The organism is Salinivibrio sp. YCSC6 (assembly GCF_004916735.1).
GTDB classification, from domain to species: Bacteria; Pseudomonadota; Gammaproteobacteria; order Enterobacterales; family Vibrionaceae; genus Salinivibrio; species Salinivibrio proteolyticus.
The window spans coordinates 1,822,489-1,835,688 of sequence record NZ_CP039516.1 but is presented as its reverse complement, the minus strand read 5'-3'; the positions used below and the strand labels follow the sequence as shown (position 1 = coordinate 1,835,688).

Below are 13,200 nucleotides of genomic sequence, written 5' to 3'. Positions count from 1 at the left end.
ACCTCTAGAAAAGGGCCCGCAGGGCAGGCCCTTACCCCAATTTGTTAGATCTTACATGCACCGCCGGCACAATCATCGTCTGCTTGCGCAGTACTCAGATCCGATTGACCATCGCTCGCACCATCACGGGTGTTGTGATAGTACAGGGTTTTAACCCCGAGTTTATAAGCGGTGAGCAGGTCTTTGAGTAGTTGGTTCATTGGAACTTTACCACTTTGATGACGGCTCGGATCATAATTGGTGTTGGCGGAAATCGCCTGATCGACGAATTTTTGCATGATACCGACTAACTGTAAGTAGCCATCATTACTACCAATGTTCCAGAGCAGCTCGTAGTTATTCTTGTATTTATGGAATTCCGGCACGACCTGCTTGAGGATACCGTCCTTCGATGCTTTTACCGATACGTAACCACGAGGTGGCTCAATGCCATTGGTGGCATTTGAGATTTGTGATGACGTCTCTGATGGCATCAAGGCGGTCAATGTTGAGTTACGTAAGCCATGCGTTTGAATGTCTTTACGTAGTGTCTCCCAATCTAAGTGCAGAGGCTCGTCACAGATACCATCCAGATCTTTCTTGTAGGTATCAATTGGCAGAATACCTTGCGAATAGGTGGTCTCGTTAAACGCAGGGCATGCGCCTTTTTCTTTTGCAAGTTCAACAGAGGCGCGAAGCAAGTGATACTGAATCGCTTCAAAGGTACGGTGAGTCAGACCGTTTGCGCTGCCATCGGAATAACGTACACCATGTTTCGCTAGGTAGTAAGCAAAGTTGATCACACCGACACCCAAGGTACGGCGGTTCATGGTCGCTTTGCGTGCTGCCGGTAGCGGGTAGTCTTGGTAATCAAGCAGGGCATCCAGCGCACGGATGGTCAGATCGGCCAACTCGCTAAGCTCGTCCAGTGACTCCAGCGCACCCAAGTTAAATGCAGAGAGGGTACACAGCGCAATTTCACCGTTTTCGTCTTCAACATTGTTGAGTGGCTTGGTCGGCAGTGCAATTTCCAAACACAGGTTAGACTGGCGAATTGGTGCCACAGACGCATCGAATGGGCTGTGCGTATTACAGTGATCCACGTTTTGGATATAGATACGACCGGTTGACGCGCGCTCTTGCATCATCAAAGAGAAAAGATCGACAGCTTTGACCGTTTCACGCTGAATAGAGGCATCCGCTTCATACTGGGTGTACAGGCGCTCAAACTTCTCTTGGTCCTCGAAGAAAGCATCATACAGTCCTGGTACATCAGACGGCGAGAACAAGGAGATGTTGCCACCTTTTAATAGGCGGGTGTACATCAGTTTGTTGATTTGCACGCCGTAATCCATGTGACGAACACGGTTTTCTTCCACACCACGGTTATTTTTCAATACCAGCAGGGATTCAACTTCACGGTGCCAAATAGGGTAGAACAAGGTGGCTGCACCACCGCGCACACCGCCTTGCGAACAGCATTTAACAGCAGTTTGGAAATATTTATAAAATGGAATACAACCCGTATGGAAAGCTTCACCTCCACGAATTGGGCTACCTAACGCGCGGATACGGCCGGCATTGATACCAATCCCCGCGCGCTGAGATACGTAGCGAACAATGGCGCTAGAGGTCGCGTTGATCGAGTCTAGGCTATCGTCGCACTCGATCAGTACACACGAGCTAAACTGGCGCGTTGGTGTGCGTACCCCAGACATAATTGGCGTAGGCAATGAGATCTTGAACTGAGAAACCGCATCATAGAAACGACGGATATAATCAAGGCGCGTTTCTTTTGGATAGGCAGCGAACAAGCACGCAGCAACCATCATATACAGGAACTGGGCGCTCTCGTAGATTTCACCGGTCACACGGTTTTGAACCAAGTACTTGCCTTCCAGCTGTTTAACGGCTGCGTATGAGAAGTTCATATCGCGCCAGTGGTCGATATAGCTGTCTAGGGTGTCGAGCTCGTCTTCGCTGTAGTCTTCGAGAATGTGGGCATCATATTTACCCTTCTCAACCATATTTTTCACATGCTTCACGAGCGTGGGCGGCTCGAACTGTCCGTACGCTTTTTTACGCAGGTGGAACACCGCGAGGCGAGCAGCAAGGTATTGATAATCTGGGCTTTCTTCCGAAATCAGGTCCGCTGCAGCTTTGATGATCGTCTCATGAATGTCTTCAGTACGCATGCCATCGTAAAACTGGATGTGAGAGCGCATCTCGACGAGAGAAACGGAGACGTTGGTGAGGCCTTCTGCAGCCCAAGTAACAACGCGATGGATTTTATCGAGGTTTAAATTTTCTTTGCGTCCATCACGCTTAAGTACGGTTATTTCTTGGTTCATTTTGTGTGCTTTCCCAATATTTCCTTGCCAAACTGCTATTTTCGCAAGATTTTATAAAATGCCTGATGATTTTTTGGTCGGCCTCTATGCGGACGTTGCGTCGCTCATACACTATATATAGGGGTCGGCTTGTCGATGCGTTACAAGATAGTGATATAACCGCGATATTGCAAGAGAGCGACACGCTGATGAGGTGTGGATATCTTGGGGATGTTATAACGCAAGTTAGTAATCACCAACCTAGCGTTCCAAGTGCGCCAAGATTAGCGAGAATTTCAATCGTTGAAACAGTAAAAAGGCCAAGAAAAAAAATTTATTTTGATTGATCTTGGGCTCGAACAGTGATCCGATTTAACTGATTGAAAAGGCAACAAACCCCACGGTTTGTGGGGTGTGATTAGGATCCAATAAAGGCACTGAGATGGTGTGGGGTGGCGAAAATATGATCTGCTTCCCATTTACTGATTACATCATCACCACCTGTGTATCCCCACGCGGCGACCGCGGCACCCATATTGGCCGCACGCGCGGCTAACATGTCATTTTCAATATCTCCGACATAGAAGCAGTGCTCTGGTGCACAATTAAGCGTTTTCGCTGCCTCGAGAAGCGGCAATGGGTGAGGCTTGGCGTGCGCGTAAGTGTCAGCCCCGACAATAACCTGTGCCTGCTGCAGGCGTGGAAAAAAGGTTAACAGCTGATGGGTGAGCCCTTCAGGTTTATTGGTGACAATGCCCCACGGGATGGCCTGATGCTCTAACAGGTCGAGGAGCGCTTCGATACCTTCGTACAAAGTCGTCCCCGCACAAATCGCTTGGCCGTAATGATGCAGAAAACGGGCCCGCAAGGCGATGGGATCTTGCTCTTTGGCTTTATCACCAAACCCTGCGGTCAGTAAGCCGCGCGCCCCATGACTGGTATGGCGGTAGATTTGCTCTTGGCTAAGAGGTGGTAAGTTGTACTCTGCGAGCACGCGGTTCGCCGCCATGCCCATATCCGGTGCGGTATCTAGCAGCGTGCCATCGAGATCAAACAAAACCGTTGCGGGGGTGGTCATACAATGCCTCAACTCTTTAAGCGGGGTTGACAGTGTGGAGCAAATAATTCACGTCGACATTGGCGTTGGATAACTTATAGATGCCGGTTAATGGGTTGTAGTGTAAGCCGGTCATACCACGCGCTTGGAGGGCAGTGGTATCGATCATCGCCATCAGTTCAGAGGGACGAATAAACTTATGATGGTCGTGAGTGCCTTTCGGTACCAGTTTGAGCAGGTGCTCAGCGCCCACGATGGCAAATAGCCACGACTTGGTATTGCGGTTCAGCGTCGAAAAGAAAACATGACCGCCAGGTTTGACCATGTTCGCACACGCTTGGATCACTGAGGCAGGTTCTGGCACGTGTTCTAGCATCTCCATGCAGGTCACCACATCGTACTGGCCGGCGTAGCTGTCAGCGTGTTCTTCAGCGGTCGACTGAATGTATTGTACGTCAATACCGGATTCAAGCGCATGCAAGCGTGCAACGGTCAGTGGCTCTTTGCCCATATCTAGTCCCGTGACCTCGGCGCCTTCGCGAGCCATACTTTCGGCAAGAATGCCTCCGCCGCAGCCAACGTCTAACACCTTTTTACCAAACAGGCCGCCGGCTTTTTCTATCACGTACTGCAAGCGTAGCGGGTTGATTTGGTGGAGGGGTTTAAACTCACCTTCCAAATCCCACCAGCGTGATGCCATGTCTTCAAACTTTTGAATTTCTGCCGGGTCAACGTTAGCTACGTGGCTCATAAATACAGCTTCCTTATTGGTTTTGCTGCATTATATACCCAAATGCTGTGTCGTTGCAGCTCGGGAACGCGTGGAACAAAGGAAGTGTAATTGGTGGTATTGGGCACGCAAAAGGGCGCTGCAGGATAAGCGAGTTTAGTGGTCCCGCCAAGTGTCGGTGAGCGATAAACGCGGCTCGCCAGCCCGGCCGCGTGATAGTGGTTACAAGGTTGCAGTCATCATTGCACTGACAGCAATGATGCACGCTAACATGTATTTACCGGCAATCAAGCACATTCCGATAGCATTCACGATACGAGTCAGCATGCTGCTTACTCCTTAGTCGAACGTGTCGACAACAATCCTTTCTACGCGTCGTATGTCACGCGTTCTCACGATTTAAGTATGGGCCAAGATGGCTGAAATGACAGCAAACAGGAAGCGATAAAGGGTGAAGATGACGCTGCTATACGGTAAATAGAAATAGTAAATAAGCGCTGAGGACGTTTCTGGGCTTTTATTTTTAATTCTTGATAGCCAGACACGGAAGTGATGGGTTTTTACCCGCATAGACGCGTTGAGAGGCTTTTCTAACGAGATCTATGATACATCTTAGCCATATTCACGTGTCTAGCGAGTGGCTTTGTGTTATCCTCCGTGGTCACGTATTTGAATACGCAAACATTATTTGAGGGATGTTGGCTCCATGAGCGATCTTGCTAAAGAGATCACGCCAGTCAATATCGAAGAGGAGCTGAAAAGCTCGTATCTCGACTATGCAATGTCTGTCATTGTTGGCCGAGCTCTTCCTGACGTGCGTGATGGCCTAAAGCCAGTACACCGCCGCGTTTTATTCGCGATGAATGTACTTGGCAACGACTGGAACAAGCCATATAAAAAATCGGCCCGTGTGGTCGGTGACGTAATCGGTAAATACCACCCACACGGTGATAGCGCGGTTTACGACACTATTGTTCGTATGGCGCAGCCTTTCTCACTGCGTTATATGTTGGTGGATGGCCAAGGTAACTTTGGCTCCATTGATGGTGACTCGGCCGCGGCGATGCGTTACACCGAAGTGCGCATGGCAAAAATTGCCCATGAGCTCCTCGCGGATCTAGATAAAGAAACAGTGGACTACGTACCTAACTATGACGGTACGGAGCAAATCCCTGATGTTTTACCGACGCGCGTGCCTAACTTGTTAGTGAATGGCGCCTCTGGTATCGCGGTGGGGATGGCAACCAACATCCCACCTCATAATATCACCGAAGTGATCAACGGCTGTCTGGCGTATATCGATAACGAAGATATCACCATCGATGAGCTGATGGAGCACATTCCGGGTCCTGATTTCCCGACCGCGGCGATGATCAACGGCCGTAAAGGCATCGAAGATGCTTATAAGACCGGTCGCGGCAAAATCTATCTACGTGCGAAGGCGGAGATCGAAGCGGATAAACATGGTAAAGAAACCATTGTTGTCAATGAGATCCCGTATCAAGTTAACAAAGCGCGCCTGATTGAAAAGATTGCTGAGCTTGTCAAAGATAAGAAAATTGAAGGCATTTCAGCGCTGCGTGACGAGTCAGATAAAGACGGGATGCGGATTGTGATCGAATGTCGCCGCGACGCGGTGGCAGAAGTCGTTCTCAACAACCTGTATGCCCAGACTCAGTTGCAAACGTCGTTTGGTATCAACATGGTGGCGCTGGATAACAACCAGCCAAAACTCTTCAACCTCAAAGGGATGTTGGAGTGTTTTGTCAATCACCGCCGTGAAGTGGTCACGCGTCGTACCGTGTATGAATTACGCAAAGCGCGTGAGCGTGCACACATCCTTGAAGGTCTAGCGGTTGCGCTGGCTAACATCGATGAAGTGATCGAGCTTATTCGCCGAGCGCCGACCCCAGCAGTTGCCAAACAAGAGCTACAAGCACAAGGCTGGAGCTTAGGTGGCGTGTCTGCCATGTTGGAAGCGGCGGGTGTTGATTCTGCACGCCCTGAGTGGTTAGCGCCTGAGTTTGGTGCACGTGATGACGGTTCCTACTATCTGACTGAGCAACAAGCGCAAGCGATTCTGGATTTGCGTCTGCATAAGCTGACTGGGCTCGAGCACGACAAGATCCTTGATGAATACAAATCGCTGCTGGAACAAATTGCTGAATTAATGCATATCTTGGCCAGCACCGAGCGTTTGATGGAAGTGATCCGCGAAGAGCTTGAGGCGATTCGTGATAGTTATGGCGATAAGCGCCTGACTGAGATCACGGCGGCAAGCGCTGACATTGATATCGAAGATCTGATCAACGAAGAAGATGTCATCGTGACATGGTCACACGAGGGATATGTGAAATATCAAGCCTTGAGTGACTATGAAGCGCAGCGTCGCGGTGGTAAAGGTAAATCAGCCACGCGCATGAAAGATGAAGACTTCATTGAGCGTCTGTTGGTAGCAAATACGCACGACACTATCTTGTGCTTCTCAACACGTGGCCGCATGTACTGGTTGAAAGTGTATCAACTGCCACATGCGTCGCGTAACGCACGCGGTAAACCGATCGTCAACTTGCTGCCATTGGAAGACGATGAGCGGATAACCACTATTCTGCCGGTTCGTGAATATGCAGAAGACAAATACGTCTTCATGGCCACTGCGCACGGCACCGTGAAGAAAACCCCGCTGACTGACTTTAGCCGTCCACGCAGCGCGGGCATTATTGCCGTGAACCTGCGTGAGGGTGATAGCCTCATTGGCGCGCAGCTGACTGATGATAACAGCGAAGTCATGCTGTTCTCGCAATTCGGTAAAGTGGTGCGCTTTGTGGCGTCTAACGAGACAGTACGGGCAATGGGCCGTACCGCGGCAGGTGTCCGCGGGATTCAGCTCGCAGAGAAAGACCAAGTTGTTTCCCTGATTGTGCCGCAGTCGGATGGTGACATCCTGACGGTGACAGAGAACGGCTTTGGTAAACGTACGGCGCTGGAAGAATATCCAACGAAGAGCCGTGCGACCAAGGGTGTGGTCTCGATTAAAGTCTCTGAGCGTAATGGTGACGTTGTCGGTGCCATCCAGGTATGCACCGGTGATGAACTGATGTTAATCACCAATGCCGGTACCCTGGTACGTACCCGCGCGGAAGAAGTCAGCCAAGTGGGCCGTAATACCCAAGGCGTACGACTGATCCGCGTCAGTGATGATGAAAAAGTGGTTGGTCTTCAGCGTATCGAAGAGCCGGATGAAGAGGAAATGGAAGCACTGGCTAACGAAGCGGCGGCAAATGCCAATGCAACCAGTGACGCACCAGCCTCTGAGAGCAGCTCTGAGGACAATGATGACACACCGAGTGAGACGGATAGCGATCAAGACGCTTAAGTCTTCGTGTTGCAATCATAAAACGATAAAAGGGTGCAGTGATCTGCGCCCTTTTTTACGCGCTATATTTCCAAAGCCCATGCAAACGTGTTAAATCAATAGCTACGCCTTTCAACGATGTATCTTCGTCAAAACGCGAGATACGTCTTGCAGATAAAAAACAGCAGGAGCCCCTCCACAACATGGACAAGGTATACAATTTTTCTGCCGGACCCGCGATGCTTCCCCGCGAGGTAATGCTAAAAGCACAAAAAGAATTCACCAATTGGAACGGTCTTGGCACCTCGGTGATGGAAATCTCTCATCGCAGTAAAGAGTTTTTAGCCATTGCTCGTCAATCAGAGCAAGATTTACGTGAACTACTGGTGATCCCAGACAATTATCACATTCTCTTTTGCCAAGGTGGCGCACGCGCTCAGTTTGCGGCGGTACCCATGAACTTACTGGGTAACAACACCATTGCTGACTATGTCGATGGCGGTTACTGGGCGACGAGTGCCGTCAAAGAGGCCAAGCGCTACTGCACTCCCAATGTGATCAATGTGACGCGCGAGCGTGATGGTAAACGCGCTATCCTGCCGGCAAACGAGTGGTTGTTAAGTGATGATGCCGCATATGTGCATTTTTGCCCCAATGAAACCATTGATGGGATTGAAATCACGGATCTGCCGGAAACCAACAAACCCATCGTGGCAGATATGTCATCGAACATTCTCTCTCGCCCGATAGATGTGTCCAAGTATGGCGTGATCTATGCGGGGGCGCAGAAGAATATCGGTCCGGCGGGGCTGACCTTGGTGATTGTGCGTGATGATTTATTACACCTTGCTAAAGATGTGTTGCCGAGTGTGCTGAACTACAAAGTCTTGGCCGATAAAGAATCCATGTTCAATACACCACCCACCTTTGCTTGGTATCTGGCAGCAGAAGTCTTTAAATGGCTGAAAAAGAGAGGGGGAGTTGAGGCTATTTATGCGCACAATCAGCAAAAAGCGGCGCTGTTGTACGATTGCATCGATAACTCTTCTTTCTATCGCAATGATGTTCACCCAGATAATCGCTCACTGATGAATGTGCCTTTCCAACTCGCTAACAGTGAGCTGGACGACACCTTCCTCGCCGAAGCGATGGAGCATGGATTGCATGCGCTGAAAGGGCATCGAGATGTCGGAGGAATGCGCGCGTCAATCTACAATGCAATGTCCCTTGAAGGGGTTCAGGCATTAGTCGACTTCATGGTGAAGTTTGAGAAAAAATACGCCTAACACGGTGTAAAACGGTTTGCGTCCCAGCCGCTTTTTGCGTCTGGGACGTTTTTGTTTCTACTTTGATAAAAATAATAATTGTGAGATGGCTTGTATTTTGGTTACTCTGGTTGCACAAAGCATCACGGAAATTAAACCAGAATGGAGCAACTGACACTTTCCCCGATCTCTCATATCGATGGTCACATTAACCTTCCCGGCTCAAAGAGTGTATCTAATCGCGCTTTACTGCTGGCCGCGCTAGCATCCGGTACGACGCGCTTAACCAACCTGCTCAACAGTGACGATGTGCGTCATATGCTCAATGCATTTACTGACTTAGGCGTGTCTTATCAGCTGTCTGACGATCGCACTGAGTGTGTTGTGGAAGGGTTGGGACAAGCCTTTCATACCCAAGCGCCACTGGAGCTGTTTTTAGGCAATGCTGGTACGGCCATGCGTCCATTAACGGCCGCGCTGTGTTTGGGTGAAGGTGAGATCACTCTAACCGGTGAGCCGCGTATGAAAGAGCGTCCCATTGGCCACCTTGTTGAGGCACTCAATGCCATAGGGGCAGAGGTTCGCTACCTAGAGAGCGAAGGCTACCCACCATTACATATTAAAGGCACGGGTCTCGCTGGCGGCGATGTCAGTATCGATGGCAGTATTTCTAGCCAATTCTTAACCGCCCTGTTGATGGCCGCGCCGTTAGCTCGTGAAGAAACGCGGATCACCATTAAAGGCGACTTGGTATCGAAACCCTACATTGATATTACCTTGGCGATCATGGCCCAGTTTGGCGTCGAGGTACATAACGATAACTATCAGCGGTTTGTGGTTCCGGCGGGGCAACGCTATCAATCGCCAGGCCATCTGATGGTAGAAGGCGATGCGTCATCAGCTTCTTACTTCCTCGCGGCCGCGGCCATTAAAGGCGGTGCCGTGAAGGTCACCGGTATTGGTCGTCATAGTGTGCAAGGTGACATCCAATTTGCCGATGCGTTAGCGGCAATGGGCGCTGACATCGAGTGGGGTGATGATTACGTCATTGCACGCAAAGGCGAGCTTCATGGTGTGGACATGGACTTCAACCACATCCCTGACGCGGCCATGACTATTGGGGTAGCGGCGCTGTTTGCCAAAGGTCCCACGCGTATTCGTAACGTTTACAATTGGCGAGTAAAAGAAACCGACCGCTTACATGCGATGGCAACCGAATTGAAAAAAGTGGGAGCGGTGGTCGAAGAGGGGGATGATTACCTTTACATTGAACCGCCTCAGCAGCTCACTCATGCGGCGATCGATACCTATGACGATCATCGGATGGCGATGTGCTTCTCGCTGGTGGCGTTGAGCGACACGCCAGTTACCATTAATGACCCGGGTTGTACGTCAAAAACGTTCCCAGACTACTTTGAAAAACTCGCGGCCATTAGTCAGTCTTGAATATCCCACCGCCATACGTACGGATAAACTGACGGTGGCGGTGATTTCCTCCTCGCTTTCTTCTATAATAAGCGCCGATTTATCGGCGTTGCTTCCCTTTGTATGAGGGCGCTTGGATAGCGCAACGTCGACGCACTCAACCAAATGTGGAGAGATTTATGCCGACACAGGCGCCTGTTATTACAGTAGATGGCCCAAGTGGTGCTGGAAAAGGAACCTTATGTATGCGACTGGCAGAAAAACTGCAGTGGCATTTGTTGGATTCTGGCGCGATATACCGTGTATTGGCATTGGCTGCGATTCACCATGATGTGGACACCACCTCAGAAGATGCATTAGTGCCATTGGCTGCTAACCTAGATGTACAGTTCATCGCCGAAGGTGAGCTGGTAAAAGTGATTCTGGAAGGCGAAGACGTTTCCGCGACGCTACGTACCGAACAAGTCGGGAATCAGGCGTCAAAAGTTGCCGCGTTACCACGTGTGCGTGAAGCACTGTTGCGTCGTCAACGCGCGTTTGCCGGCGAGCCGGGATTGATTGCCGATGGCCGTGATATGGGCACCGTGGTCTTTCCGCAGGCCGAAGTGAAAATATTCTTAGATGCCAGTGCACAAGAGCGTGCCCGCCGCCGTCAGCAGCAGTTGCAAGAAAAGGGGGTTAATGTTACCTTTGACCGCCTTTTAAGTGAAATTCAAGAGCGTGATGACCGCGACCGCAACCGAGCGGTGGCACCATTACGCCCCGCGCCAGATGCATTGGTGCTAGATTCAACCTCACTGTCAATTGACGAGGTGATCGAGCAAGCGCTGGCGTTTATTGAAAGCAAATTATCGGCTGCATAAGCAGTCTATAACCGTTAGCTGCAAGGATGATGGCTAACATATTTAACAACCCCATGCGGTAGGATACCCGTGGACGTTTATCAAATTGAAGATTTAAATATAATGACTGAATCTTTTGCTCAACTCTTTGAAGAGTCTCTAAAAGAAATCGAAACTCGCCCAGGTTCTATTGTTAAGGGTACTGTTGTTGCTATCGAGAACGGTTTCGTTCTGGTTGACGCAGGCCTGAAATCTGAATCTGCTATCCCAGCTGACCAATTCAAGAACGCTGCTGGCGAACTTGAAATTGAAGTTGGCGGTCAAGTAGACGTAGCCCTGGACGCAGTGGAAGACGGTTTCGGTGAAACTCAGCTTTCTCGTGAGAAAGCTAAGCGTCACGAAGCTTGGATCCAGCTAGAGAAAGCGTACGAAGAAGCTGAAACCGTGATGGGTATCATCAACGGTAAAGTGAAAGGTGGTTTCACCGTAGAACTGAACGGCATCCGTGCGTTCCTACCGGGTTCACTGGTTGACGTTCGTCCAGTACGTGACACTTCTCACCTGGAAGGCAAAGAGCTCGAGTTCAAAGTAATCAAGCTTGACCAGAAGCGCAACAACGTTGTTGTTTCTCGTCGTGCGGTTATCGAGTCAGAAAACAGCGTTGAGCGTGACGAGCTGCTAGCTTCTCTGCAAGAAGGCATGGAAGTTAAAGGTATCGTTAAGAACCTGACTGACTACGGTGCGTTCGTTGATCTGGGCGGCGTTGACGGCCTGCTTCACATCACTGACATGGCGTGGAAGCGCGTTAAGCACCCATCAGAAATCGTTAATGTTGGTGACGAAATCAACGTTAAAGTTCTGAAGTTTGACCGTGAGCGCACTCGCGTATCACTAGGCCTGAAGCAACTGGGTGAAGATCCATGGGTAGCAATTGCTAACCGTTACCCAGAAGGTCACAAGCTGACTGGTCGCGTAACCAACCTAACTGACTACGGCTGCTTCGTTGAAATCGAAGAAGGCGTTGAAGGTCTGGTACACGTGTCTGAAATGGACTGGACCAACAAAAACATCCACCCATCTAAAGTTGTTAACGTGGGTGACGAAGTTGAAGTTATGGTTCTGGACATCGACGAAGAGCGTCGTCGCATCAGCCTAGGTCTGAAACAGTGTAAAGCCAACCCATGGCAGCAATTCGCTGAAACTCAGAACAAAGGCGATCGTGTAACTGGTAAGATCAAGTCAATCACTGACTTCGGTATCTTCATCGGTCTAGACGGCGGCATCGACGGTCTGGTTCACCTGTCTGACATCTCTTGGAACGTGGCTGGCGAAGAAGCCGTTCGCGAATACAAGAAAGGTGACGAGATCTCTGCAGTGGTTCTTCAGGTTGATGCTGAGCGTGAGCGTATCTCACTGGGCATCAAGCAAATGGAAGAAGACCCATTCAACAACTATCTGGCAGCCAACAAAAAAGGTGCTATCGTTAACGGTACAGTGACTGCTGTTGACGCGAAAGGCGCAACTGTTGAGCTAGCAGAAGGTGTTGAAGGTTACCTGCGCGCTTCTGAAGCGGCTCGTGATCGTGTTGAAGACGCGACTCAAGTACTTGCTGTTGGTGACAGTGTTGAAGCGAAGTTCACCGGTGTTGACCGTAAGAACCGCGTTCTGAACCTGTCTGTACGTCTGAAAGACGAAGCTGACGAGCAAGAAGCAATGGCTAGCCTGAACAAAGCCGAAGAAGGCGCGTTCGGTAACGCTATGGCTGACGCGTTCAAAGCAGCGAAGAGCGAATAATGCACAATAAGAGGGGGAAATTTTCCCTCTCTGCATTTATACTGTTGAGAAACATACTAAAGCGGGGTGTTTATGACCAAATCTGAGTTGATTGAAAGGCTCTGTAGTCAGCAAACCCATCTATCTGCAAAGCAGGTAGAGGATGCCATCAAGGAAATCCTTGAGCACATGGCGACCACACTCGAGAGCGGTGACCGCATCGAGATCCGTGGTTTTGGTAGTTTCTCACTGCATTATCGTGCGCCTCGTGTGGGGCGTAATCCTAAAACGGGCGAAAAAGTGGAATTGGACGGTAAGTACGTTCCGCATTTTAAACCGGGTAAGGAACTTCGCGATCGCGTTAACATTTACAGTTAAGCGATGTGCGCTGAAAAAAACGGCATGCTGTAGGTGTGCCGTTTTTTTATGTCTATCGATCATAGC

9 protein-coding genes are annotated in these 13,200 nt (G+C 50.0%); 6 read left to right on the top strand and 3 right to left on the bottom strand.

What is annotated here, in order from left to right:
• Window positions 1–44: 44 nt before the first annotated feature.
• The 3 genes from nrdA to ubiG all read right to left on the bottom strand — a co-directional run bounded on the left by nrdA (window position 45) and on the right by ubiG (window position 4,117).
• Window positions 45–2,330, bottom strand: coding sequence for a class 1a ribonucleoside-diphosphate reductase subunit alpha (nrdA, locus tag E8E00_RS08420; protein WP_096627825.1), 2,286 nt, complete (start codon window positions 2,328–2,330; stop codon window positions 45–47).
• A gap of 397 nt (window positions 2,331–2,727) precedes the next feature.
• Window positions 2,728–3,387, bottom strand: coding sequence for a phosphoglycolate phosphatase (gene gph / locus E8E00_RS08415; RefSeq protein ID WP_096627827.1), 660 nt, complete (start codon window positions 3,385–3,387; stop codon window positions 2,728–2,730).
• 16 nt (window positions 3,388–3,403) lie between these two features.
• Window positions 3,404–4,117 carry a bifunctional 2-polyprenyl-6-hydroxyphenol methylase/3-demethylubiquinol 3-O-methyltransferase UbiG gene (ubiG, locus tag E8E00_RS08410; protein ID WP_096627829.1) on the bottom strand — a complete coding sequence of 238 codons (714 nt, stop codon included), beginning with the start codon at window positions 4,115–4,117 and terminating at the stop codon, window positions 3,404–3,406.
• 685 nt (window positions 4,118–4,802) lie between these two features.
• On the opposite strand from ubiG, the gene gyrA reads away from it, so the two are divergent.
• From gyrA to ihfB, 6 genes are all read left to right on the top strand, one after another.
• Window positions 4,803–7,472 carry a DNA topoisomerase (ATP-hydrolyzing) subunit A gene (gyrA, locus tag E8E00_RS08405; RefSeq protein WP_069588867.1) on the top strand — a complete coding sequence of 890 codons (2,670 nt, stop codon included), beginning with the start codon at window positions 4,803–4,805 and terminating at the stop codon, window positions 7,470–7,472.
• A 182-nt stretch (window positions 7,473–7,654) separates the two neighbouring features.
• Window positions 7,655–8,737, top strand: coding sequence for a 3-phosphoserine/phosphohydroxythreonine transaminase (serC, locus tag E8E00_RS08400; protein ID WP_077675816.1), 1,083 nt, complete (start codon window positions 7,655–7,657; stop codon window positions 8,735–8,737).
• Between the two features lie 141 nt (window positions 8,738–8,878).
• Complete coding sequence (gene aroA / locus E8E00_RS08395) at window positions 8,879–10,162, top strand: 3-phosphoshikimate 1-carboxyvinyltransferase (RefSeq protein WP_096627831.1); 1,284 nt, start codon at window positions 8,879–8,881, stop codon at window positions 10,160–10,162.
• Window positions 10,163–10,320: 158 nt separating this feature from the next.
• Window positions 10,321–11,004 (top strand): (d)CMP kinase, encoded by a 684-nt coding sequence (gene cmk, locus E8E00_RS08390; RefSeq protein WP_069588873.1) that lies wholly within the window; start codon window positions 10,321–10,323, stop codon window positions 11,002–11,004.
• 102 nt (window positions 11,005–11,106) lie between these two features.
• Window positions 11,107–12,777, top strand: a complete 1,671-nt coding sequence (rpsA, locus tag E8E00_RS08385) for a 30S ribosomal protein S1 (protein ID WP_069588938.1) — start codon at window positions 11,107–11,109, stop codon at window positions 12,775–12,777.
• A 72-nt stretch (window positions 12,778–12,849) separates the two neighbouring features.
• Window positions 12,850–13,134 (top strand): integration host factor subunit beta, encoded by a 285-nt coding sequence (gene ihfB, locus E8E00_RS08380; protein WP_069588875.1) that lies wholly within the window; start codon window positions 12,850–12,852, stop codon window positions 13,132–13,134.
• Window positions 13,135–13,200 lie beyond the last annotated feature (66 nt).